This is a genomic window from Sinorhizobium sp. BG8, from assembly GCF_016864555.1.
Classification (GTDB): domain Bacteria; phylum Pseudomonadota; class Alphaproteobacteria; order Rhizobiales; family Rhizobiaceae; genus BG8.
Window position 1 is genome coordinate 3,797,327 of sequence record NZ_CP044011.1, and the last position, 24,583, is coordinate 3,821,909.

Consider the following 24,583-nt stretch of genomic DNA (forward strand, 5'->3'; position numbering starts at 1 on the left):
TCCTTCAAGCCGCAAGTGGCTGGCTCGACGATAAATGGGACTGGACCGCGCCATTCAACTGGCCAAGCGTCGGAAACTGGCGCTGATCGAGATCGAAGACGTTGAACTTGACCGCAATGAAGCGCAGCTGACCTTCCTCGGTCACCGCTATCCCCACGGGTACACCCGCATATTCAATAACTTGCTTGCTCATAACCTTGCACTACCCTGGCTCGATTGCCGAAAACTTGACCTGAGGTCACTGCGTGTGACCAGCGGGTCACCCTCAACGCAGAGCAAGTCACGACACGAAAGTCGCAGGGCGCGTTCGATATCGACCATCGTGGTCAAAGCGGAATTCATCATTCTGTTTGCTCCTTCCGGTCGAGCCAATAATCTATAAATTATGTGTACTATTATTCACTGATGCGCTCAAGCGAAATGGCGCGCACCGAAGAAGAAAAATCTAATTTTCTCCATGACGGACTATTTTATAGGAAGATATTTTCGCCATCGCCGCGCCACCGCAGCTTTTGTCGCGGCCTAGTCCGATGTTTGAGGTGCCCTGCTAGCGGCCAAGTCCTGCGTCCATCGACGATACGTTCATCTGTGCTCTTTCAGATAGCGAAACGTCAGTGCCGAGCCGGCAACGACCACCAGCACCCGCACGATATGATGCAGGACGACGAAAGGCACTTCGATGCCGAGCGACAGAGCCATGATGCTCATCTCCGCAACACCGCCTGGCGAATATGCCAGCACGAGTGCAATGAAGCGGTCGCCGGTGAAATAGGCGAGCAGCCCCGCAAAGCCCAACGAGATGCAAAGCAGCACGAGAGTGGATCCGGTCGAGAGACCGACAACCCTCAGAATCTCCTTGGGTGACGCCATCGCGAAACGGCAGCCGACCGTAGCTCCAATCACCACCTGAGCGGCCGCAAGCGCCGCACTCGGCATCTCGAAGTCCGCAACGCCGGTGACATGTAGAAGGGCGCTCACCGCCATCGGCCCCATGAGAAAGCGGGCGGGAAAGCGCAGCAGGGTGCCTGCTCCAATGCCAACAGCAATGGCCGCGGCGAACCACCAAAGATCAGCCAGATCAACGGTGGACAAGGGCACATGGCTGCTCCCGGACCGGCTGACGGCAACTCCCGTGAACAGCTGGATCAGGAACGGCAGGCAAAGGACGACGAGGAAGATTCGCGACGCATGGATGAGTGCAATGGTCTTCTCGTCGCCACCCCGCTCGGCACCCAGGGTCACCATTTCGACCAGGCCACCCGGCATCGCTGAGAAAAACGCGGTCGGGTGGTCCAGTCCTGCGACGAGACGGAAGTAGCAGTAGACCGTTGCGCCGGCCGCCACGATGAAGACGATGAGCCCGGAAAGAGACAGAAGCCATAAGCCCACGTGTTCGAACACTGCGGGCGAGAAGGATGTTCCGAGCATCGCTCCGATCAGGGCCGTCATCGGCGGCCTGGCAAGGCGAGGCATCGCGAGTGGCAGGCGGACAAGCGCACCAAGGCCCGTTGCAATCATCGCACCAAGGAGCCAGGCGAGCGGCATATGGAAATGCCACATCACCCAGCCGCCAACAGAGGCAATCGACAGGGTCAGGACAAAGCGTGCGATCGCAGCAGGCTTGCTACGCATGATCAGCCATAAGAAGCGACGCCTTGCGAATGGGTGACGCGCGGAGCGCCATCAAAGAAAGGACCTACGAGCTCCCGCCACTCCTGGAAATCGTCGGAATTGCGGAAGTCGACCATGTGATCGTCCACCGTCTCCCATTTCACCACGAGGCGATAGACCGTCGGGTTCTCGACGACCCGGTGCAGCGACAGGCCATGGCATCCCTTGGCGCGGAGGAACAGGGGAGCAGCCTTTTCGACACCCTCCTCGAACGCCGGTTCGCTGCCCGCCTTCACCGTGATCTCTGCGACTTCGAGGATCATTGGCCCACCCCGACCTGGTGGCCATGTTCGGCATCGATCGCGCGCTCCTCCCCTGTCGCGATCATCGTGCGCGTGGCATCGATCGAGGCGTAGATCCAGAAAATGCGCATTGGTTCCGTCTGCGAGGCATTGATGAAGCGATGCGGCACGTTCGCAGGAATCCACGTCGTGTCGTTGGTATCGAGATGATGCCGGACGCCATCGATCTCGGCGATCGCCTGGCCCTCAATGACCATAACGCTCTCTTCGCAATTGTGCTTGTGCAGGCCGATCGCGGCACCGGGGTCGAATGCAGTGATGCCGTTGATCATGCTGGTCGAGCCGCACTTGCGGGTGACGAGCGGGGTCGTGCGCGCGCCACCGCCGCGGTCGTTCGTCTTGAGTTCACGCGGACGGAGTATCGCCGGCTGGGCAGTTGAGGTCATGATCTTCATTCCTTACTTTGCGGGACCGATCCAGATGGTCTTGATGTTCACAAATTCGCGGATGCCGTAGACGCCGAGCTCGCGGCCGTACCCGGAACGCTTGATTCCACCGAAGGGATAGCGGGGATCGGAAGCCACCATACCGTTGATAAAGACCGCGCCTGCGTCAAGTTGTCGGGCAAGTTCACGGGCACGCGTCACGTCTTTGCTCCAGATCGCCGACCCGAGACCGAATTCCGTCTGATTGGCGAGGCGGATCGCCTCTTCAGCATTCTTAACCCGGATGATGGCCGCCACCGGCCCGAAGGTTTCTTCGCAAAATGCAGTCATCCCGGGCGTCACACGGTCGAGAACGGTCGGTGGATAGTAGAAACCGTCGCCCTCGAGCGGCCTGCCGCCCATCTTCAGCACCGCGCCGGCGGCAACAGTCTTTTCCACCTGGGCGTGAAGACCGCTCATCAGGTTGGCGCGCGCCATCGGACCAATGTTGGTATCGCGCTGCATGGGATCGCCGATCTTCAGTTTCGCCACACCGGCGCAGAACAGTTCGACGAAGCGATCCGCGATACTCTCCTCGACGATGAAGCGCTTGGCGTTAACGCACGACTGGCCGACATTGATGTAGCGCGCCTTGACCGCGACCGATGCCGCTTCCTCGAGGTCCGCATCGGCAAGGACGATGAACGGGTCCGAACCGCCGAGCTCGAGCACCTGCTTCTTCAGCGCCTTTCCTGCCTGTGCGGCAACGATCGCGCCGACCTCCGTCGAGCCGGTCAGCGTGACGGCAGCAATGCGGTCGTCGTCGATCAGGCCCGCCACCTTCTGCGGCTCGATCAGCAGCGTGCGGAAAAGCCCTGCCGGGCACCCCGCCTCCGCCATCACCTCTTCGATCGCCAGCGCACATTGCGGCACGTTGTTGGCATGCTTCAGGATTGCCCCGTTGCCGGCGGCGAAGGTGGGTGCGGCAAAGCGGAAGAACTGCCAGAACGGATAGTTCCAGGGCATGATGGCAAGCACGACGCCGAGCGGATCGAAAGCCACGATACTTTCGGAGGCATTGGATCGCACCGGTTCGTCGGCAAGATATTGCGGGGCGTGCTCCGCGTAGAAGTCACAGTTGTAGGCGCACTTCTCGATTTCGCCCTCGGCCTCGACGATCGGTTTTCCCATCTCGAGCGTGATCATCTGCGCATAGCGCGCCTTGTTGGCGCGAAGAACCTTCGCCATTGCGTGCAGAAGGCGGACGCGTTCATTGACGGAAACCTTCCGCCAGGTCTTCTGCGCCTCTGCTGCGGCGGAAAGCGCAGCTTCGACAAAGGCGTCGTCGTGGAGTTCGTAGCGCGCCAGTTCGCTTCCGTCCGTGGGATTGATCGCCGTTATCATGCTGGCCTCCTGTCTTGCCGTTCCTGCCTGGCATTCGTTGCCATGAATTGCTTCCAGCGCGGCAGGAAGGCGGCGCTGTCGATCGTGGTTTTCGATGGGATGTATTCGAAGCCGATTGCGCCCTCGTAGGCGTGGGACTGCAGGACCGCGAGCAGCGGTTCGAAGGCGATCGTCCCGGTTCCCGGCTCATGCCTGCCGGGATGGTCGGCGATATGGATGTGGCCGATCCTGTGATGGTTCGCGGCAATCCAGCCTTCGAGCGCAACACCGTTCGCCCGCGCGTGATAGGTATCGACGAGAAGCGCGACATTGCCCGGCCCGTACAGGTCCTGAATTTTTGCTGCATGATCGAGCGTCGACATCGCATAGCCCGGCACCGCCGCTTCGCTGATCGCCTCGATCAACACCTTGACCGGAGTGCCCGCCGAGCGCTCCACCGCATAGCTCAGGTTGCGGTGGTAGGTTTCAGCTATGGCGGCACCGTCCCTTGTCGAGGGAACGCCCGCCATCGGGTGCACGAAGGGGCAATCCACCGCGACGGCATAATCCAGCGCGCGATTGAATTCTTCCTGGAAGTCCGCTTCCCGTCCCGGAAGCGCTGCGAGCCCCTTCTCGCCCTTGTCGGCATTGCCGACGGCACCGGCAATCTGCGAGATCGCAAGTCCGAAACGCTCGAGTTCCGCCCGCATGTCCGCGGCCGAAATCTCAAACGGCTGCGGATGCTCGATCGCGGTGAACCCGGCCTCCGCCGCCGCTGCAATCCTTTCGAACAGCGGCAGTTCTTTGAACAGATAGCCAATGTGGGCTGACAGTCGGTTGGGCAGCATCAGGAGACCTCGCCTTCCGATCGGCCCTGCGGAAGCGCGATGCCGAAGCGCTCCCCTTCGTTGGTCAGGTCGGAAACTACATTTGCGGTGATTGGAACGCCCGTCTTGAGACGCTCCTCTTCCCGGCGCTGTTCCGGCTCTCCCGGCATCATGATCTCGGTGACACCTGCGGCCGCAGGAAGCGCCTTGATGCGCTCGTAGTACTCGTCCATGCGCGCTTCGAAGTTCTCGAGCGACATGAAGAGGTCGGGCTTTATCGCGAAGAACAGGTGCCCGACGTTCTGCGGCTCGCTGTGATCGAAGTAGAGGCTCTTGACGTCCCCGCCGAAATTCGCGCCCGTGAGAACGCCGGACATGAGATCCATCAGTGTTGCGAGCACAGAACCCTTCACGCCGCCGAAGGGAAGGCAAACCCCCTCGAAGGCCTTGGCGGCGTCGGTGGTCGGATTGCCCTCAATGTCGAGCGCAAGGCCCTCGGGGATGGCTTCTCCCTTCATCGCCGCAAGACGTATCTTGCCTCGGGCGATCACCGTCATCGCCATGTCCATGACGTAGGGCGCGTGTTTGCCGCCGGGAATGCCCGCCGCAATCGGACTTGCACCGAGAAACGTGGTGCGGCCGCCCCACATCGGGATGGCAGGCGACGAATTGGTAAAGATCATGGAGATGTAACCGGCTTCTATTGCCTGGAGTGCGTAGAGCGCGCCCATGCCGAAATGTGTGCTGCGGTGAACCCCGACGAGACCGATGCCGTTCTGACTGGCAAGTGAGACCGCTTCGTCCATCGCCTTGTGAGAAGCAATGAACCCCATTCCATTGTCGCCATCGACGATGGACACGGCGCCCGCCACCTTCTCGACGCCGACGTTCGGCCGTGGATTGACGAGACCGCGCTGAAGTCGTTCGACGTACATTGGAATACGCGAAACGCCGTGTGAATCGATGCCTCGCAGGTTCGCTTTCACGAGGTCCCGGGCGATGACGGCCGCATCTGCATCCGTCATTCCTGTCCCGGTGAAGATCCTCGTCGCAAAGGCTGTGAGTTCGTCCGCAGGGAAGTATTTGAGTGTCGTCATGGCGAGCTTCCTGTGCTGATGGCTGGCGATGTTCGCTCAGACGTGTGGGGTGATTTCCCGCTCATGGCGCGCAGCACGCCAGCGATAGATGGTCGGGAGAATGACGAGCGTTGCGGCGATGATCAGCAATGCCAGCGAAATCGGGTGGGTGAAGAAGACGCTTACGTCCCCCTGGCTGATCGTCAGTGCGCGGCGGAACTGCTGCTCGGCGAGCGGGCCGAGGATCAGGCCGACGATGCACGGAGCAACAGGCACGTTCAGGACCCGCATGCCGAACCCCATCAGGCCGATGATCCAGAGGATGGCGACATCGACGATGTTGTTGTTGAGCGTGTAGGCTCCCATCGTCGCGAAGAGCAGGATGCCTGAATAGAGCCAGGGACGCGGTATAGTCAGCAGCTTAACCCATACGCCTGCAAGTGGGAGATTGAGCAGGAGCAACATCACGTTGCCGATGTAGAGGCTTGCGATCAGCCCCCAGACAAGGTCCGGATTGCTGTCGAAGAGGAGCGGGCCAGGCTGAATTCCATACTGTTGGAAAGCGGCAAGCATGATCGCCGCGGTCGCGGATGTCGGCAGTCCCAGAGCCAGCAGAGGAGCAAGGACACCCGCAGCCGATGCATTGTTGGCGGCCTCGGGTCCGGCTACAGCTTCGATGGCGCCATGCCCAAACTCTTCCGGATTCTTGGAAAGGCGCTTCTCCGTCAGATAGGACAGGAAGGTGGGTATTTCGCTGCCACCTGCGGGCAGTGCCCCAATGGGAAAACCGAGTGCGGTGCCGCGCAGCCACGGCTTCCATGAGCGCCGCCAGTCTTCGCGGCTCATCCACTTCGAACCCTTGAGCTGGTAGATCTCCTCGGTTTCGAAACAGTGGCGAGCGACGGTGAAAAGTGTCTCGCCGACTGCAAACAGCCCGACGGCAACCACGACGACGTCGATGCCATCCAGAAGTTCCGAAATTCCGAGGGTGAAGCGCGCCTGGCCCGTTTGCAGGTCGATGCCGACCAGTCCAAGTGCGAGACCAAACAGAAGGCTCGCCAGACCACGAGAGAGTGAATCGCCCAACACCGCTGTTACAGTGGTGAGTGCGAGCACCATCAGGGCAAAATACTCCGTCGGACCGAAGAGAAGCGCCAGCTTGACCATCAGTGGAGCGACGAATGTCAGTGCGATCGTGGCAATCGTTCCCGCAACGAACGATCCGATCGCGGCCGTTGCCAGGGCCTGTGCGCCCCGACCTTTTCGTGCCATCGCATGGCCGTCCAGTGCCGTCACGATCGACGCGGATTCGCCTGGCGTGTTCAGCAGGATCGATGTGGTGGAGCCACCGTACATCGCACCGTAGTAGATACCCGCAAACATGATGAATGCGCTTGTCGGCTCAAGGCCGTAGGTGACCGGCAACAGCAGGGCCACCGTCAGTGCAGGTCCGATACCGGGCAGAACACCGATGGCCGTGCCAAGCGTCACGCCGACGAGGGACCAGAACAGGTTGTAGGGCGTTACCGCGACGGCAAAGCCGTGGAAGAGTGCTGCGATTGTATCCATGATCAGTCCGCCCTTCAGGCATGAGGCCGCGTTGATGGGGTTCCGCCAGGCTTCAGGCCCGGCATCACAGCGTCCCGCCAAATACGATGATGACGTCCTCGACGAGGCTGCCTGTGGGCAAATCGAGATCGAGCCCGTAGTCGAAGACCACGTAGGTGATCGAACTCAGCATGACGCCGATCACGATGTTCCAGACATAGGTTCGGCTACCGAATGCCATCGCCGACACGGCAAAGAGAAACGCTCCCGAGATAATCCAGCCAAGACGCTCCAGGATCACCAACTGCGAGGCGAAGGCCGCCGCCACGATGATGACGGCCCTCCAGTCGAGTTCCGGATACTCCTCGGCCTCAAGGCGGTGGATGACAGCTTCATAGAGCAGCTGTGCACCAACGAGGATGAGACCGCCTGCAATTAGGGCTGGGAACAGTCCGGGCCCGATGACCGCTTGGGCCGCGATGGGAGGCGTCATCCACGTTTCAATCGCGATGAACAGTCCCAGGCTCAACGTGGCAAGCCCAAGGATCGTTTCACCGATACGGAAATTGGCCGATTTCAACATGATGATGCCTCCCGATGCACAGGCGCTCGTCAGAGCAGCCCAACCTCCTTCAGAGCACTCTCGACGCGCTTCTGCTCCTCAGCCAGAAACGCGCCGAATTCCTTGGCCGGCAGGTAGGTGTCGATCCAGCCACGCTTCTGGAGCGCCGCCTTCCACTCTTCGGTCTTCACCAACGCGGCAATCGCCTCGTCCAGACCCTGCCGGTCCTCGTCGGAAAGCTTGGGATGCGCCATGATTCCGCGCCAGTTCATCACGGCCAGATCCACCCCTGCCTCCTTCAGCGTGGGCACATCGACGCCGGGGATGCGGGTGTCGCCGGTGACCGCGAGCGCACGAAGCTCTCCGGCATCGACCTGGGCACGGAACTCTTCGTAACCGCTGATGCCGACGGTCGCATGCCCCCCGAGCGTCGACGCCAGTACTTCACCGCCGCCGGCGTGCACGACGTAGTTGATCTTCTTGGGATCGACTCCGACGGTCTTGGCGATCAGGCCAGCTGCAACGTGGTCAATGCCTCCGATGGAACCACCGGCCCATGACACCTTGCCCGGATCGGCCTTCAGGCGGGCGACGAGATCATCCATCGTCTTGATGTCGGAATTGGCCGGCACCACGATGGCATCTGCCTCGCCCATCAGTCTGGCAACAGGAACCGTCTGATCAAGCGTCACTGCCGACTTGGTGGTGAGCACGCCGCCAACGAGAGCGAAGCCGATCACCATGGCGCTGGGGTGGCGGGGCTTGGACGTCACGAACTGCGCAAGGCCGACCGTGCCACCGCCGCCTGCAACGTTCTGTACCTCGACCGGACCTGTCAGTTTCTGATCCTGAAGGATCGTCTGGATCGTGCGGGCAAGCTGATCGTAACCGCTGCCGGGACTGCTCGGAGCCATTATGTGAAGAGACTCGAGCGGCTCCGCCGCAAAGGCGGGCACAGCCGCTTGATGAACGAGCACCGTTGTTGCAGCGGCCGCAAGTAATGTCGAGAAAGCGCGTCTGGTAACAGTCCTCATGGAAGATCCTCCAATCCATGGTTTGTGCAATTCGATCCCAGGGACTGCCAATCAGCCCCTCCTCCAGGATCACCGGCACACATTCCGGCCAGCCCCTTTCGGGAATTCATGCGCAACCGCTAGGCCGCGGTGCTGGCTGTCGCTTCAGCCCGGATCGCTTCGACGACCTTCGTTGTGAACGCATCGGTGTCGAGCGACCCGCCGACGTCGCGGGTGCGCATGACGGGACGGCTCAAGACCGCCTCCACCGCATTCTCGATCACCGCGGATGCGCGCATGAGCTTCGGGGCATCCTTCCTGCGCCCGATCCAGTCGAGCATCATGGCCGCCGACAGAATGAGGGAGGTCGGATTGGCGACGTTCTTGCCTGCGATGTCGGGTGCGGAGCCGTGCTGGGCCTGAGCGACGCAGATGTCATCTCCCGCATTGATCGAACCACCGAGTCCCAGACTGCCGGAAAGTTCGGACGCCTCGTCAGACAGGATGTCGCCGAACATATTGGTCGTCACGATGACGTCGAACTTGTCCGGGGAACGGATCAGATGAGCGGCAGCCGCATCGACGATCAACTCTTCAAGCGTGACGTCCGGGTAGGATTCGGCAACTTTCCGAACCTCACGAAGGAACAGCCCGTCGGAGAGTTTCACGACATTGGCCTTGTGAACGGCCGTAACTTTCTTTCGACGCTTCCGCGCAATTTCGAATGCTGCCTTCGCCACGCGGGAGGATGCCTTCGCAGTCACCTTGCGGATTGAGAAAGCCATGTCGGGATCCGGCATGAACTCGCCCGTGCCGGCGAACATGTTCCGGTCGGAGTAGAAGCCTTCCGTATTCTCCCGCACGATGACCAAATCCATCGGCTTGCGCAGGATCGACAGGCCCTCACGGGAACGGCAGGGGCGGACATTGGCAAATAGCTCGAATTTTGTCCTGAGCTCGCCCGACGGGTTGATTCCGCCCTTGTCCCGTGCGGGATACTCATAGTGAGACACCGGACCGAGAATGACGCCGTCCGCCTTCGGAACCTCGGCCAGGACGGTGTCAGGCAGGGTCGTGCCCCGCTCGGCGAGCGACTTGAGGCCGATATCGAGTTCACGAAACTCCAGATCGAGGCCGAGCAACGCATCGGCGACCTTCAACACGTCTAAAGTCGCGGCGGTAATCTCCGGCCCGATCCCATCGCCTGGCAGTACTAGAAGCTTGAGCGTCATGTCTTTCCTCATCCGTTCAGGAGACACCAGATGCCATGCGAGTCCGTTCGCCGGCTTTGCGTCCGACGTTGAAAAGCAGCGATCTGGCTGAAGTCCTCCAGACCAACAAATGGTCTTTTTCTCCTCGTAAATACCAAATAGCGAAGGTTATGGTATTTTGCAAGCGATAAATACCAAGATATCTTGGCGAGATCGCCGCCCTGTGGCATAGATCAGCAAAATCGGGAGTTTAGCCGTGCAGACCACACCATTGATCGCCACCCTGGCAGACCAGATCGTCGATCACATCCGCACCGACAAGCTTGCCGAAGGTGATCGCCTCATCGAAAGGAAGCTCGCCGAACAATTCCGCGTATCGAGATCTCCCGTGCGCAATGCCATGAAGTTGCTGCACGACATCGGCGTCCTGAAGCAGAGCGACGGCGGGGGCTACATGATCGCGGACGTCAGGGCGGCCGAGAAGCTCTCGCTGGAATCGCCTTCCGCTGAAGAAGACGAGCAGATCTATCTGACGATTGCGGACGACCGCCTGCATGACCGTCTGCCGGAAAGGATCACCGAAAGCGAGTTTCTGCGCCGCTACGACCTTACCAAGGGCCGCCTTTCGAAGATCCTCCTTCGCATGGCCAATGAGGGCTGGATCGAGCGCCTCCCGGGGAATGGCTGGGCCTTCCTGCCTGTGTTGACCTCGCTTCAGGCCTACGAGGACAGCTATCGCTTTCGCCTTCTGATCGAGCCGGCCGCACTTCTGGAGCCAACTTTCAAGCTGAACCGCGCCGCACTCCTTCGCCGCCGCGAGGAGCAGGAATGGCTCGTGAACGGCGGCATCTGGACCGTGTCCGACGCCAAGCTGTTCGAGTTGAACAGCGGCATGCATGAGGCGATCATCGAGTGCTGCAGAAACAGCTTCTTCATCGACTCATTGAAGCGGCTGGACCGCTTGCGCCGCCTGATCGACTATCGCCAGATGCTGGACCGAGAGAACGCCCGTGAGAGGAGCCGTGAGCACTTGCAACTGCTCGACCTCATTCTCGCCGGGAAAAACGCGGAGGCATCCCGTTTCATGGCCCAGCACCTTCAGGAGTTGAGCCGATTGAAGACAGTTGCTCGGGAGCAACGAGCATAGTCTTCCGCCTCATTTGGCTATTTCAGCGATAGTCCTCCGCGCTCACCAGCACCCCGTCGGCGTCGGCATAGACGAAGTGACCCGGCACGAAGGTGATGCCGCCAAAGCTGAGACTGACGCCCTGCTTGCCCGCGCCATCCTTGCTGGATTTCTTGGGTGTGATCGACAGGCAGAACACGCCGGCATCCATCTCATCGATTTCGGCGCTGTCGCGGACGGAGCCGTTGATGATGATTCCTGCCCAGCCATTGTCACGCAGGATCATGGCGATCTGGTCACCCAAGAGGGCAAACCGGGTCGATGCGCCGCCATCTACGACCATGACCCGACCGTTGCCGGGCTTCTGTAGTTCGGCCTTCAGGAGCGCGTTGTCTTCGAAGCACTTCACGGTCGCGATCGGACCCGAGAACGATTTGCGTCGCCCGAGCTTGATGAAGGGCAGATTGCAGAAATGGACGTCGTCGCCGTGGGCATCAACGAGATCAGCGGTTTTCATTGTTTCTCCGTCAATAGGCGCCGAAAACGGCCCTGAGTTCGTCAACGTTCTCGGCCGTCAGCATGCGCTTCGGCGAATTGCGCAAAAGCACCAGCAACTTGGCCGTTTCCTCGAGTTCTTCTGCCGCATAGACGGCCGATGCGAGATCCCGTCCGGTCACGACCGGCCCGTGGTTCGCAAGCAGCACCGCGGCATAGCGGCCTTCCAGTTCCCGGATCAGGTCCCCGGCTCGTTCGTCGCCCGGCCTGACATATGGAACCAGCTTTACCGGCCCCACGCGCATGACGACGTACGGGGTCAGTGGCGGAATGAAGTCATCCGCGTCCGTGTCGCTCAGGCACGACAATGCCGTTGCGAAGGTGGAGTGAAGGTGGACGACGGCCCCTGTCTGGGGCCGCGTCTCATAGAAGGCGCGGTGAAGGAAGATTTCCTTCGATGGCTTGTCACCCGAAACGTGATTTCCGTTGCCGTCGAGCTTGGTGATCCGCGCTGGGTCGAGAAAACCAAGGCACGAATTGGTGGGCGTGATCAGCAGCCCGTCCTCGACGGCCGCGCTGATGTTCCCCGCCGATCCGACCGAGAAGCCGCGATCGAACAGTGATTTCGAGAGTTGCACCATCTGCTCTCTTAGAGCGCCTTCCATGTTCATTGACCAACGAGCCTTTCCAGCGCTTTCGTGAAGAAGTCGGGCGATCCGAAGTTTCCTGACTTGAGCGCCAGTGCCACGGGTTCCGGTCCGTCCGAAACCAGGACCGGCACACCCGGATCGATCTCGGGACCAATGGCCAACGCACCCAGATCAAGAGCGGAAACGACAGCACCGGACGTTTCGCCTCCGGCAACCACGAGACGCCGAACTCCCGATCTGACCAATTCCCTGGCCGTGTCGGCAAAAAACTGGTCCAAGGCGTGCGCGACCTTCTCGCGTCCATATTTCTCCTGAAGGGCACGCACCGCGTCGGGTGCGCCCGATGAATAGGCAAGCGGTGCCTGACCTTCGTGGCGAAGCAGGAACGCGGCAATATCGCCCGGCCTCGTCCTGCCCTCCATGACGGAGTCGACATCGATCGCCATAGTGGGATGGCGTGCCTTGTGAAGCTCGACCTGCTCGCGCGTCGCTCCCGAGCAACTTCCGGCCAGGATGGCGTCCGGCCCTCGCACGCCAATCCCAGCGGAGCTGTTGCCCTTCGCAAGTCCCCGATTGATGAAGTTGGCAGGCAGGCCGATCGCGATCCCGGATCCGCCCGTAATCAACCGGTGCCCGGCCACCGCCTCCCCGATGGACACCAGGTCGTTGTCGCTGATGGCATCGACAATCACGAGGGTCTGCTGCGCATTTGCAGCGGCTTCCAGCGCAGTCGCCGTGGCCTTTGGCCCATCGCGGACGACGTCGACGCTGACGTGGCCCACCTCGGATCGCGTCTGCTGCCTCAACCACCGGCGGATATCGGCGTCCGTCATCGGATTGAGAGGATGGTTCTGCAGGCCGGACTCGTTGAGGAGCTTGTCCTTCACGAACAGGTGGCCCTGATAGACGGTGCGGCCGGCGCCAGGGAACGCCGGGCATGCAACCACGCCCTTGACACCGAGAGCATCGGCAAGCGCTTCGCCGACCTGTCCAATATTGCCTGCCGGCGTGGAGTCAAAGGTCGAGCAATATTTGAAGACGATCTGCCGGCATCCCTGCCTCAGCAGCCAATCGAGGGCCGAAAGCGATTGTTCGACAGCATCTGCCGCCGCGATCGAACGGCTCTTCAACGCGATGACGCCTGCGTCCACGTCTGCTGCAGCATCTTCGACCGGTATGCCGAGATATTGGACCGTCCTGAGACCGCCCTGCCCCGGCAGGCCCTTGGCGAGCGTATTGGCGATGTCGCTCGCGCCCGTGAAATCATCAGCAATGACACCTATCAGCATTTCACCATGCACCTCGCGTTGTCTGGTCAGCCCTGGCGAGCAAGCGACGGAGTTTCGCAACCGCAGCGTCGGGGCTCGTCAGAACAGGAATGTCGGTAACGGCCTGGACTGCCTTCAAAGCCCGTGCCGTCGAGAAATGGGCCAGGGTGATCGCATCAAATCCTTGGAGCTTGGCCGCGGCTTCCGCCACGAGCGTATTGTGTGTTTGCGCGTCGCCGGCCCGAACAGCTTCGATGGCACCCTTCACCAGAAAGCTCTCGATCTCTGCAGAGGGATTGAGGCGCTCGGCTTCCTCGCGGAACTCGACCTCCATTCCTTCGCGAGCGGGCGGAAAGGTGTAAAGCATGGCCGTGCGTCCGCCCTTCTGGATTGCGGCCACGAACATGGCCTCGTTCGGCTTGAGCACCGGAATGTCGACGGTCGTCGCGGCCCGCTCTATGGCGCGCCCAAAGGCCGAGCATGTGAAGAGAACCGCATCGCTTCCGATCATGCGGGCATAGTTGGTGAGGGCGACGATCCTGTCCGCCAGCTCATCCGTGATGTCGGCCTGCCTGGCCCGATCGGGGGAAAGGCTATCTTCGAGAATGTTGACAGTATCGGCCTCTGGCCATGCTCGCTCAAAAGCCTGTTTTATCGGATCCATAGCGATCGTCGTCGCATGGACAAGCGCGATTCTCGGTTGCGTTTTCACTGCTGTCATCCCTGGAAAAAGGCGGCCGCATAGGAGGATCAGCGGCCGCCAAAGGAGGCACGGTTACTTCGTGCCTGCCGAGAACACCCAGACGCTTTCGGGCGGGATCCGCGCCCAGACCTTGCCAGAAGCAAGCTGTTTTGCGCCGTGCGCCTTGGCGATGAAATCACCGCGCCGCAGGCGATACTCCCAGCGGTCGCCCAGATAGATGCTGTCGTCGAGGTTCATTTCCAGGCCGTCTGCGGCCGGGCTGTCCGTCACGCTGATCTGTTCGACACGGATGACGGCGCGCGCATCCTCGGCTGCGTTCAGCCCGTCCGCTTCACGGACAGTCCCGTTAAGCGTCCAGTTGTCACCGCCGATGACCGTGGCCTTCCCATCGATCGTCTTGATCTTGGCCTTGACGATGTTGTTCGCGCCCAGGAAGTCCGCGGAATAGAAGCTGTTCGGGTTCGAATAGATCTCCTGCGGTCCCCCTTGCTGAACGATACGTCCGTCCTGAAGCAGGAGAATGTTGTCGGCAGCCGCCAGGGCCTCGCTCTGGTCGTGCGTCACCAGGATCGCGCAGATCTCGAGATCGAGGATGAGCTTGCGGATCCAGTAACGCGCCTCTTCGCGAAGCTTCGCGTCGAGGTTCGAGAGCGGCTCGTCGAGGAGAAGAACGCGGGGCTCGTAAACGAGTGCCCGGCAGATGGCGACACGCTGCTGTTGCCCGCCGGAAAGCTGGGACGGGAACCTGTCCGCCAGGTGACCGAGGCCCATGCGATCCAGGATCCCCTGCACGCGCTTCTCGATATCGGCCTGGGCAACATTACGCAGTTTCAAGCCGTAGCCCACGTTTTCCTTCACAGTCCGATGCGGCCAGAGGGCGTAGGACTGGAAGACAAGGCCGATGTTTCGCTGTTCCGGTGGAAGCGCCAGCTTCTTTTCCCCGTCCAGCACGGTCTTGCCGCCGATGACGATCTGCCCGATTTCCGGCTGCTCAAGCCCGGCGACACAACGCAGCAACGTTGTCTTCCCGCTTCCGGAGGCTCCCAGCAGGGCGACGATCGAGCCGCGCTCGGCCGTAAACGAGGCCCCCTTCAAGATCTGCAATCCGCCAAGCCACTTCTGGACATTGCTTACAACGAGTTCAGTCATGGATTTTAGCTCCCAAACGAAGGGCGAGTGCGAGGCCCGCGCCGGTCAATACGATGCTGATAAGAGAAAGGGCGGCGATGGTGTTCATGGCACCCGTCTGGAGAAGCGAAACCATGAGCGAACCGATGACTTCCGTGCCGGCGCCCATCAGGTAGACACCCGTCGCATACTCGCGAAGGAAGATGATCATGATGAGGGCCCAGGCGCCGGCCAGACCCGGACGCACGATCGGAATGACGACGTCCTTCCAGGTCCGTCCGATTGTTGCACCCGTGGTGCGGGCGGATTCCTCGAGCTCCGGGGCGACCTGGATCAGTGTTCCCTGAAGAAGGCGCAGACCATAGGACAGGCCGACGACGACATAGGCGACAAACAGGCTGACCAGGGTCGGGCGCAGCGGGGTCAGGAACGGCACGAACAGGAACACCCAGAAGAAGGCCAGACCGATAACCAGGCCGGGAAGCGCCCGCGGCAGGAGAACGATGTAGTCCAGCACCGTGTTGGACATGCCCCAGTTGCGGTGGCCTGCGAGGCCGACGAGCAGATAGATACCGACGGCAAGCGCCCCACCGAAGACCGAGAGCACGACCGTATTGATAATGCCGCGAACGAGGCTGGGCACTTCAAGCATGCGGTCGAAGTTTGCGAAAGTGAGTTGATCCCAGAGGCTGACCCCCTCGCCCCACGCATCGACGAAGGCTCGAACGGCGATCCCGCCAATCGGAAGCACGACGGAGACGAAGAGCCAGAAGCCGATGGTCGAAAGGGCGATCAACTGGCCGCTCTTGCCGAGCTTGAGCGTGGAGACGCGTGCACCCTTGCCACCCATGGCCGCATATTTGCGGGCATTGCGGAGCAGCTTCCTCTGCATCCAGACGAGCGGCAGTGTGATGAGGATCAGGACGACTGCAACGACGGCCATGAGCTGATAGGTCGGTGTGCCGAAGAGTGTCGTGAGCTTGTAGATGTAGGTGGTCAGCACCATGATGCCGTTGGGATCGCCGAGAACGAGCGGAATGCCGAAGGTCTCGAAGCCCAGCAGGATGTTGAGGGCGGCCGCGAAAATCAGCGCGGGCAGCACCATCGGCAGCGTCACGTCGCGGGAGACCTGCCAGATGGATGCACCGGTGGTGCGGGCCGCCTCTTCGAGGTCCGACGGAAGATTGCGCATCGCCGAAGACACATAGAGATAGACGTGAGGCACGTGGCTGAGGCCGGCGATCAGGATCATCCCAGGCAGGCTGTAGATGTTCCACGGAACGACACCGACCAGGTCGCGAACGAACAGCGAAACGAAGCCGGTTGGTCCAACGGAGACGGTGTAGCCGAAGGCCAGAACGATCGACGAAATGAACATAGGTACCAGCACGAGGATCTCGAGCAAGCGCTTGGCCTTGATGTCCGTGCGGGTGATCAGGAATGCCAGGAGGCCGCCAAGGGGAACGGCGATCGCCACCATCCCAAAGGAGAATATGGCGGTCGTGCCAAGCGCCCGGTAGAAATTCTTGTCTGTGAAGACGTAGCGATAGGCATCAAGGCCGAACTTGGCGCGCGGGCTGAAGAATGCAGCCGTCAGAAAGCTCTGATAGATAATCAAGCCGACGGGTGCGAGAACCGCGATCGCAAGCAAGCCGATGACAATTCGGCGATAGGCATTCGCGTTGCCGTTTCGTGGCATCTTCGCGGGATACTTCTTCTCGGCTGCCGCTTTCGTCAATACGGGCGCAGCCGACGCTGGTGCATGGGTAGACATCGTTGCCTCTCACAAAGAAATTGGGAGCTGCGGCGCTTTGGTGCGCCGCAGCCGGAGCGGCTTAGCGACCGAGTGCAGCCTTCCAGTCGTTCAGGAACTGAACGCGCTTCATCTGGTCCATGTACTCGAGCACGCCTTCATCGACGACGATCGGCTTCAGCCCGCCCCCGACACGCTCGTTCAGCGTCTTGACGTTCAGACCGGCTGTGACGTCTTCGCGCACTGCCGGAAGACCACCTTCGGCGAGCAGCGACTGGCCTTCCTGGGAAAGCATGAAGTCGATGAACAGCTTGGCGGCATTCGGATGCGGCGCATCCTTCGTCATCAGGATCAAGCGCGAGAAAGCAGGCGTGTAGTCGGCCGCGAAATGAACGCCGAGGTTCGGGCTTTCCTTGACCCAGTCGAGGGCATAGGAGCCGATAATGTTGATTGCGATGACGTTTTCGCCAGATACGACGGTCTCTTTCATGCCGCCGGAGCTGGAATAGATCTTCGCTCCGTCATCACCCATTGCCTTGGCAAGGTCCCAGAAGTCGGGGCGGTTGCGGGCATCGTTCGAATGATGAAGGAAACCGGAACCGCTCTTTTCCGGGTCGAAGGTCGCAACCTTCCCCTGCAGCTCCGTCTTGTTATCCTTCAGGAAGGTGATCATGTCGGCGTAGGTCTTCGGCAGACGATCTTCCGAAAGCGCCTTGGTGTTGTAGATCACGCCGACCGGCTCGACGGTCGAACCGAAGAGCGTGTTCTTGTAGACCGCCCAGCTCGGCAGATTGGCCGCTTCCGGAGAGGTATACTCGGACGCGTAACCGTCCTGGACCAACGTCATCTGCAGGTCCATTGCGGAACTCCAGACAACGTCCGCGGTCGTCTGTCCGGCTGCTGCCTCGGAGATCACCTGGTTATAGGCACCATTGGTCCCGAGGTCGTTATAGGCGATGCTGATGCCGTACTTCTTCGTGAATGCGTCCTGCAGCCTCTGCGACTGGGCAGCGTCGGTCGACGTATAGACCGAAACCGTCCCCTCCTTCTTCGCCGCCTCGATGACCGAGGCATAGTCCGCGGGATAACCAGCGGGAATGTCCTGAGCAAACACTGCTGTACCGAAAGTGACCATCAATGCCGTGGCAGCAACAAAGCGTGCGGAACGGCCCGATACCTTCATGTCCATTTTCTCTTCTCCCAACAAAACGTGCCCGCGCTCCAAGCTCCTCCGGGCGGTGACACGAGGGCTAGCTCGCCCCCGTAATTTGATGACATTGCAAATTGGCTTTTGCAATACATAAATGCAAATTTTACGCGGTGGCCGACTTCCGGGCGGTGGCATCGTTGCGCACGGCCTTGGCTACGAGCGAGCCGAAGATGTCCGTGTTGACACTTCCACCGAGATCGCGGGTACGAGATGCCGGATCGGCAAGAACCTCGTCGACAGCCCGCTCTATCTCCGCGCCGGCAGCTTCAAACTGCGGCAATCCGCGCTGCTCACCCAACCAGCTCAGCATCATGGCTGCCGAGAGAATGAGCGACGTCGGGTTCGCGATATTCTGGTCCTGGATGTCCGGAGCCGATCCGTGCTGCGCCTGGGCGCATACGAGGCCCAGCTCGGCATTGGCATTGATCGAACCAGCCAGGCCGAGGCTGCCCGACAACTCGCTCGCAAGGTCCGAGAGGATGTCGGCATAGAAGTTGGTCGTGACGATCACGTCGAAGCGCGAAGGATCGCGAACGAGATGAGCCGCCATGGCGTCGATGATGAAATCGTTGACTTTCACTTCCGGGAATTCGGCGGCGACCTTTCGTACCTGCTGCAGGAACAATCCGTCAGTCAGGATGAAGTTGTTCGCCTTGTGGACGGCGGTTACCCGCTTGTCGCGCTTCATGGCCAGGATGAATGCCTGGCGAGCAATGCGCTCGCAGGCCGATGCCGTGATCTTGCGCACCGAGAGCGCAACATCAGGCGTCGGCATGAATTCACCCGTTCCCGCAAACATGTTGCGATCCGGATAGAAGCCTTCCGTCGCCTCGCGCATGATGACGAGGTCCATCTTCTTCGAATTGTTCAGGAAGCTGCGCGAGCGTGCAGGCCGGACGTTCGCATAGAGGTCGAGCTTGACGCGAAAGCCCGCCGAAACGTTCACACCGCCTTTGTCGCGGGCCGGATAGTCCATGTGCGACTGGGGCCCGAGAATGATGCCGTCAAAGGTGCGGGCCCGTTCGAGCGTCTCGTCCCGCAGAGTGGTCCCATACTTCTCAAGGCTCGCAAATCCCGTCTCCTCGAAGTGATATTCGAGCCCGAGAGAGAATGCAGCATCCGCGGCCTTCAGCACCTCCATGGTTGCCGCAGTGATCTCCGGACCAATTCCGTCACAGGGCGTAACAAAAATTTTCATCAGACAGTCTCCCATGAGGCGGCGAGCAAGTTCACCGCACAACGTCACGAGAGACTATTGGCTTTTTTGATCCAAAAATGCAATCGAAAAATTCAGGCGTCGATTTTTTCCTGCGCCTGACTGAGCCATTCCCATGCAATCGGCGACTTCTTGGACAGTGCGCCGCCGAGGTGCCGGCGCATGGCATAGGAGGCCTCGACGACCTCGCCGCGTTCAAGCAAATCAAGGATATCGAGATGCTCCTGGCACTGCCGGACAGTCCGGCTGCGGTCGACACGCGAGCGATATTCCAACAGGCGGCGCATGCGGTTCACACGAACGAGGGAGAGATGGAAGAATGGATTGTTCGACATCTTGATGAGCTCTTCGTGGAAAAGCGCTCCATTGTGCAGCAACCGCTCCGCTGGTAGCCGCTCGATGTCCGTCTCCAGCATCCGGGACTGAATCCGGCGCTGCTCATCAATGATCTTGCGATCAAGCTGAAATTCCGGCTCGAGCATCGCCGCTGGCTCTATCAGCATGCGGAAACGGTAGATCTGCTCGAATGCTTCCGGCGTCTTGGCCACCGGCAGGAAGCGCCAACCATATCCCTGTTTGCGCTCCGCCCAGCCTTCGCGGACCGCGCGCATGAGAATGTCGTTCAATTGCGCCTTCGTCAGATCGTAGCGCTCCCGCAGCATCTGCTCGGTGACTTCGGCCGCTATCCGGTCCGTAAGCCAGTCCTCCGCAAGCCGCTGGTAGTCGTTCGCAACCTCGAACGGCTGGGCTTCGTCGCTGATCGGCTCGGCGATCGCGCCGGTAGAACTCTTGACGAAGTAGCCTCTGTTTTCCTTCTGCTCCAGGACATCCTGGTCGGCGAGGATCTGTAGCGCCTCGCGGACGGGAGAGCGCGAGACACCGAAACGATCAGCAAGATGCTGCGTCCTCAGATGCTCGCCGATGGCGAGTTCCCCTGATGTGACCAGCAAAGTGATTTCGTTTGCAATGTTCTGTGCGAGTTGGCTTGAGCGCATGTTTGTCCGCCTTCGTTCGACGCAATGCCGCGTCGGATGTGCCTCAAACTTAAGCGAGCGCGATTCCAAATGGAACACCCAAGCCCAAAATTTTGGATCGGCCTACACCAGAAAGCCAATATCGGGGGAATTCTAGCTTGACACCATCCATAATTTGGTTTTTTAGAATAATAAATGCAATTTGGAGTGCGCCGCATGATGGAACTGAGCATCACGACCAGCACAGGTCCATTGAAAGCCATTGACCTTCACCGCTCCTTCGGTCCGGAACTCGCACGACTTCCCTGGCTTATGCGGATCTTTCTCGAGAATGCATTACGGACCGGCTCGATGACCGAGGCGGCCGCACGGCAGACCTTCGCCGGATGGCTCCGGAACGGGCAAAGCGATGTCGAAATACCCTTCCATCCCACCCGCGTGCTTATGCATGACACGACTTGTGTGCCGGCGCTCGTCGATATCGCCGCCATGCGCGATGCCGTCGCTGAAGCCGGTGGCGACCCATCCACTCTCAATCCCGTTCTTCCGGTCGACGTTTCCGTCGACCACAGCGTCGCGGTTGACCGGTATGGTCGACCCGGCGCTCGCGATTTCAACATGCAGCGAGAAATGGAGCGGAACAGCGAGCGCTACCGCCTGATGAAATGGGCCACAAATGCCCTTCCCGGAGTACGAGTCCATCCTCCTGGAACGGGCATCATGCACACGATGAACCTCGAACAGCTCGCAACCGTGATCTCGGTTCAGGAAATCAAGGGAGAGCGTTGGGCCCTGCCCGACACGTTGATCGGAACCGACAGCCATACGCCCATGATCAACGGTATCGGCGTGCTGGCCTGGGGGGTGGGCGGGCTGGAAGCGGAAAGCGTGTTTTTCGGCATGCCCGTCATGCTGCGCCTGCCCGATGTCATCGGAGTTCACCTGAGGGGAACGCTTCGCCCCGGCGTCCTCTCGACCGATCTGGCGCTGGAGGTCACTCACCTTCTGCGGAAGCACCAGGTTTCGGGAGAATTCGTCGAATTCTTTGGCGAAGGAGTGAGCGGTCTTTCATGTGGCGACCGCGCCGTGGTCGCCAACATGGCACCGGAATATGGTGCATCCAGCGGATACTTTCCGATCGACCGCCAGACGATCCGCTATCTGCGCGAAACCGGGCGTTCGGAACAGCAATGCGAAATCGTAGAAAGCGTCGCCAAAGCACAGGGTCTCTGGTTTGATCCCGAAGCGCGGCCACGCTACACGCGCGTCCTGGAACTCGATCTGTCGGCACTGTCGCCAATCGTGGCCGGCCCCAGGCGTCCGCAGGATCGCCTCCCGCTTCACAAGGCACGCCAGGCACTGGAAGAAGCATCCGGTCGCGCTCTTGAACAGCCTGCAGGTCAGATTCCCGACGGATCCGTCGCCATTGCGGCGATCACAAGCTGCACCAATACGTCCGATCCCAAATTGCTGATCGCCGCCGGATTGGTCGCCCGAAAGGCACGTAAGTTCGGCCTTCTGCCCCCGCACTGGGTCAAGACATCGCTCGCACCCGGATCGCCCGCAGCAGAGAGACTGTTGCGCCGCGCCGGATTGCTCGACGATCTGGAGGCTGTGGGATTCGGCATCGTCGGATTCGGTTGCACCACCTGTATTGGCAACTCCGGCCCCCTGCATCCCGACATGGAGCAGGCGCTGCTCAACGGGACGGTCGCCGCAGCCGTCCTTTCCGGCAATCGCAATTTTCCCGGACGTGTCCATCCGGCACTTCAATACGGCTTCATTGCGTCGCCGCCACTCGTTGTCGCATTCGCCCTTTGCGGCCGGATCGTCGCAGACATCGCCAGCCAGCAGTTCGGCACCGCGCCAGATGGAACCCCGATTGTCCTGAAGGATCTGTGGCCTTCCGAAGATGAAATCGAAGCGACGCTCCGCACCGGCGCATGCGCATCCGACTTCGCAGACGCCTTTGCGGAAGCTGAACAAAACGAGGCTTGGAGCGCCTTGGCAGCGCCGCGATCGGTTCTATTCCCTTGGGACGAACATTCCACCTACATCCGCCGCCCGCCCTTCGCGTCCAAGAACATGAAAAGCCGCCTTGGAAAATACTGTGCCTCACCCCTGATCGTGCTGGACGACGACATGACCACGGACCACATTTCGCCCGCGGGTCAGATCGATCCCTCGAGCTATGCCGGACGCCATCTCATCGAAAACGGTGATCCGGCGGGCGACCTCAACGTTTACGCCGCACGGCGTGGAAACTGGCAGGCGATGGTGCGAGGCCTCTTCGACAATCGCGCTGCCGCAAACCTGCTCGTGGATAGAAGGCCTGCCGCAACCACGGTTCACTGGCCAAGCGGCGAAGAGTGCCCCCTCTGGGACATCGCAGAAAAATATCACCACGAAGGAAAATCAGTCGTCATTGTTGCAGGAGAGCGCTATGGCGCTGGCTCCTCGAGAGACTGGGCCGCCAAGGGCGTAGCCCTCCTCGGCGTCAGGGCAGTGCTTGCTCGCAGCTTTGAAAGGATCCACCGGTCCAACCTGATCAATATGGGCGTGTTGCCGATTCTGCTTCCGGAAGAGGCACACCCTCGATCCCTGGTGATAGCGCCGGACACCACATTCCATGTCGACGCCGTCGATCTGACGCCCCGCTGTGCGTTGACGGTTGCCCTCGAAAACGCGTCGAACCTGCGTAGCTTTGATTGCAGGGCAGCGATCGAAACAGAACTCGAGCTGCAGGTTCTCCAAGCCGGGGGAATGATTCCGTTTATTCTCGCCCGATCCTTGTAAGTGGGCTCTCCGACAGCCTCAAAGAAGGTAGCGATGCTTGGTGGGTGGCCAGTTCGGGCCCGAAAATGCGCCGGTCTGGGCTTGCTGCCTAAGTCATTGAAAAAAATGGTGGGCCCGGAGGGACTCGAACCCCCAACCAAGCGGTTATGAGCCGCCGGCTCTAACCATTGAGCTACAGGCCCTTACCGGAAAGTCCGGCGCCGTGCGGGTCAATGGTTGCCCGCCCAGCCTGCTCCCTCTAGACGAATTCCGAAGCTCTCACAAGCGCCGCCGCAATGCTTACACAATCAAAGCACAAGAACGGCGCGAGGGACGGCCACGAGACAACCCAAAGGGAGATACCATTCATGACGATCAGCATACTCAACCGCCGCGCCGGCGTTGGTGCGATTGCCCTGTCGCTCGCGCTTGCAGCAGCGGGTACGGCCAGCGCCCAGGAGACGCGCCAACGGGACCCCGTCATCAACGTCACGGGTGAAGGCCGTGCGGCGATCGCGCCGGATATGGCCGTTCTCGAGCTCGGCGTCGTCAAGGAGGCCAAGACCGCCCGGGAGGCGCTGGACGCCAACAACGCCGCCATGGCCGAGGTGATGAAGGCGTTGCGGGACGCCGGCATCGCCGAACGCGACATCCAGACCTCGGGTTTCAACATCAATCCCCAGTACCAGTTCCCGCAGAATGCCAACGGCGAGAACCAGCCCCCGTCCTGGTCGGGTTCCAGGTGGCCAACACGCTGTCCTTGCGCGTTCGCGACCTCTCCAAGCTCGGGCAGATCCTCGACCAGACGGTGACGCTCGGCATCAACCAGACAGGCGGCATACGCTTCACCAACGACAAGCCGGACGCGGCGGTGAGCGAGGCGCGCAAGAATGCCGTCGCCGACGCGATTGCCAAGGCGAAGGAACTGACAACGGCCGCAGGCGTCGACCTCGGGCGCGTGATCGAGATCTCGGAGACCTCCTACAGGCCTGAGCCCGTCCCGGTCATGCGGACCATGGCCAAGGACATGGCTGCAGAGGCCGTGCCGATCGCGGGCGGAGAGAACAACTACTTCGTCACCGTCAACGTCACCTTCGCCCTGGGGAAGTGAGCCCGAAGTTCCGACGGTTTACGGCAAGCCTGCGACAGGACACCGGCTCGAAGTCGAGAGGCAGCATGTGTCGAGGCAGGCGCCGGATTGCCGGCACCTTTCCAGTGGACACCTAGCAGAGCCGAGAGCGGCGCCAGCCCATGGCGCCGCTGACGCGGGAAGCGGCGGGGGCAAACACTGGCTTGCCGACTGCTTCCTGTGAGGCGTGCGGCCAAA

Annotated in this window: 22 protein-coding genes, 1 tRNA gene and 1 pseudogene; 3 read left to right on the forward strand and 21 right to left on the reverse strand. The window is 60.7% G+C overall.

Going from position 1 to position 24,583, the window contains the following annotated elements:
• Positions 1 to 4: 4 nt before the first annotated feature.
• The 11 genes from F3Y30_RS17795 to F3Y30_RS17845 form a co-directional block, all read right to left on the reverse strand.
• Positions 5 to 193 (reverse strand): hypothetical protein, encoded by a 189-nt coding sequence (locus tag F3Y30_RS17795; RefSeq protein WP_203424025.1) that lies wholly within the window; start codon positions 191 to 193, stop codon positions 5 to 7.
• Between the two features lie 389 nt (positions 194 to 582).
• Complete coding sequence (locus tag F3Y30_RS17800) at positions 583 to 1,632, reverse strand: AbrB family transcriptional regulator (RefSeq protein ID WP_203424026.1); 1,050 nt, start codon at positions 1,630 to 1,632, stop codon at positions 583 to 585.
• Positions 1,633 to 1,634: 2 nt separating this feature from the next.
• Complete coding sequence (locus F3Y30_RS17805; protein WP_203424027.1) at positions 1,635 to 1,934, reverse strand: antibiotic biosynthesis monooxygenase family protein; 300 nt, start codon at positions 1,932 to 1,934, stop codon at positions 1,635 to 1,637.
• Positions 1,931 to 2,359, reverse strand: coding sequence for a cupin domain-containing protein (locus F3Y30_RS17810; RefSeq protein WP_203424028.1), 429 nt, complete (start codon positions 2,357 to 2,359; stop codon positions 1,931 to 1,933). The genes F3Y30_RS17805 and F3Y30_RS17810 overlap by 4 nt, the downstream gene beginning before the upstream one ends.
• Positions 2,360 to 2,371: 12 nt before the next feature.
• Positions 2,372 to 3,742, reverse strand: a complete 1,371-nt coding sequence (locus tag F3Y30_RS17815; RefSeq protein WP_203424029.1) for an NAD-dependent succinate-semialdehyde dehydrogenase — start codon at positions 3,740 to 3,742, stop codon at positions 2,372 to 2,374.
• Positions 3,739 to 4,569 (reverse strand): TIM barrel protein, encoded by an 831-nt coding sequence (locus tag F3Y30_RS17820; protein ID WP_203424030.1) that lies wholly within the window; start codon positions 4,567 to 4,569, stop codon positions 3,739 to 3,741. The genes F3Y30_RS17815 and F3Y30_RS17820 overlap by 4 nt, the downstream gene beginning before the upstream one ends.
• Positions 4,569 to 5,645, reverse strand: coding sequence for an Ldh family oxidoreductase (locus F3Y30_RS17825; protein WP_203424031.1), 1,077 nt, complete (start codon positions 5,643 to 5,645; stop codon positions 4,569 to 4,571). The genes F3Y30_RS17820 and F3Y30_RS17825 overlap by 1 nt, the downstream gene beginning before the upstream one ends.
• Before the next feature lie 36 nt (positions 5,646 to 5,681).
• Complete coding sequence (locus F3Y30_RS17830) at positions 5,682 to 7,193, reverse strand: tripartite tricarboxylate transporter permease (RefSeq protein WP_203424032.1); 1,512 nt, start codon at positions 7,191 to 7,193, stop codon at positions 5,682 to 5,684.
• Between the two features lie 64 nt (positions 7,194 to 7,257).
• Positions 7,258 to 7,755, reverse strand: coding sequence for a tripartite tricarboxylate transporter TctB family protein (locus F3Y30_RS17835; RefSeq protein WP_203424033.1), 498 nt, complete (start codon positions 7,753 to 7,755; stop codon positions 7,258 to 7,260).
• A gap of 29 nt (positions 7,756 to 7,784) precedes the next feature.
• On the reverse strand, positions 7,785 to 8,648 hold the full coding sequence (locus tag F3Y30_RS17840) for a tripartite tricarboxylate transporter substrate-binding protein (protein WP_246752784.1): 864 nt from the start codon (positions 8,646 to 8,648) through the stop codon (positions 7,785 to 7,787).
• Positions 8,649 to 8,887: 239 nt separating this feature from the next.
• The gene (locus F3Y30_RS17845; RefSeq protein ID WP_203424035.1) at positions 8,888 to 9,979 is read right to left on the reverse strand and encodes an isocitrate/isopropylmalate dehydrogenase family protein; all 1,092 of its coding nucleotides are present in this window, start codon (positions 9,977 to 9,979) and stop codon (positions 8,888 to 8,890) included.
• A gap of 235 nt (positions 9,980 to 10,214) precedes the next feature.
• Here F3Y30_RS17845 and F3Y30_RS17850 point away from each other — a divergent pair, with 235 nt between their 5' ends.
• Positions 10,215 to 11,105, forward strand: coding sequence for a GntR family transcriptional regulator (locus tag F3Y30_RS17850; RefSeq protein WP_246752785.1), 891 nt, complete (start codon positions 10,215 to 10,217; stop codon positions 11,103 to 11,105).
• A gap of 22 nt (positions 11,106 to 11,127) precedes the next feature.
• Here F3Y30_RS17850 and rraA read toward each other — a convergent pair whose 3' ends face one another.
• From rraA to F3Y30_RS17895, 9 genes are all read right to left on the reverse strand, one after another.
• Positions 11,128 to 11,601 (reverse strand): ribonuclease E activity regulator RraA, encoded by a 474-nt coding sequence (gene rraA, locus F3Y30_RS17855; protein ID WP_203424036.1) that lies wholly within the window; start codon positions 11,599 to 11,601, stop codon positions 11,128 to 11,130.
• 10 nt (positions 11,602 to 11,611) lie between these two features.
• The gene (gene otnC / locus F3Y30_RS17860) at positions 11,612 to 12,250 is read right to left on the reverse strand and encodes a 3-oxo-tetronate 4-phosphate decarboxylase (RefSeq protein WP_203424037.1); all 639 of its coding nucleotides are present in this window, start codon (positions 12,248 to 12,250) and stop codon (positions 11,612 to 11,614) included.
• The gene (gene otnK / locus F3Y30_RS17865; protein WP_203424038.1) at positions 12,247 to 13,518 is read right to left on the reverse strand and encodes a 3-oxo-tetronate kinase; all 1,272 of its coding nucleotides are present in this window, start codon (positions 13,516 to 13,518) and stop codon (positions 12,247 to 12,249) included. Before otnK ends, otnC begins: the two co-directional genes overlap by 4 nt.
• A 1-nt stretch (position 13,519) precedes the next feature.
• Positions 13,520 to 14,209, reverse strand: a complete 690-nt coding sequence (locus tag F3Y30_RS17870; RefSeq protein WP_203424039.1) for an arylsulfatase — start codon at positions 14,207 to 14,209, stop codon at positions 13,520 to 13,522.
• A 63-nt stretch (positions 14,210 to 14,272) separates the two neighbouring features.
• Entirely contained in the window at positions 14,273 to 15,349 is a 1,077-nt protein-coding gene (locus F3Y30_RS17875) for an ABC transporter ATP-binding protein (RefSeq protein ID WP_203424040.1), read from the reverse strand.
• A complete protein-coding gene (locus F3Y30_RS17880) occupies positions 15,342 to 17,102 on the reverse strand; it encodes an iron ABC transporter permease (RefSeq protein WP_203424041.1) in 1,761 nt (586 codons plus the stop codon). The genes F3Y30_RS17875 and F3Y30_RS17880 overlap by 8 nt, the downstream gene beginning before the upstream one ends.
• A 61-nt stretch (positions 17,103 to 17,163) precedes the next feature.
• Positions 17,164 to 18,270: an ABC transporter substrate-binding protein gene (locus tag F3Y30_RS17885; protein WP_203424042.1), complete on the reverse strand. Its 1,107-nt coding sequence runs from the start codon at positions 18,268 to 18,270 to the stop codon at positions 17,164 to 17,166.
• 124 nt (positions 18,271 to 18,394) lie between these two features.
• Positions 18,395 to 19,489 carry an isocitrate/isopropylmalate dehydrogenase family protein gene (locus F3Y30_RS17890; protein ID WP_203424043.1) on the reverse strand — a complete coding sequence of 365 codons (1,095 nt, stop codon included), beginning with the start codon at positions 19,487 to 19,489 and terminating at the stop codon, positions 18,395 to 18,397.
• Positions 19,490 to 19,581: 92 nt separating this feature from the next.
• On the reverse strand, positions 19,582 to 20,502 hold the full coding sequence (locus F3Y30_RS17895) for a GntR family transcriptional regulator (protein WP_203424044.1): 921 nt from the start codon (positions 20,500 to 20,502) through the stop codon (positions 19,582 to 19,584).
• A gap of 198 nt (positions 20,503 to 20,700) precedes the next feature.
• On the opposite strand from F3Y30_RS17895, the gene acnA reads away from it, so the two are divergent.
• A complete protein-coding gene (gene acnA, locus F3Y30_RS17900; protein ID WP_203426668.1) occupies positions 20,701 to 23,277 on the forward strand; it encodes an aconitate hydratase AcnA in 2,577 nt (858 codons plus the stop codon).
• A 106-nt stretch (positions 23,278 to 23,383) separates the two neighbouring features.
• Here acnA and F3Y30_RS17905 read toward each other — a convergent pair.
• A tRNA-Ile gene (locus F3Y30_RS17905) sits at positions 23,384 to 23,459 on the reverse strand.
• Between the two features lie 165 nt (positions 23,460 to 23,624).
• Between F3Y30_RS17905 and F3Y30_RS17910 the strand changes: the two are divergent.
• A pseudogene (locus F3Y30_RS17910) lies at positions 23,625 to 24,367 on the forward strand (SIMPL domain-containing protein).
• The last annotated feature ends 216 nt before the right edge of the window (positions 24,368 to 24,583 follow it).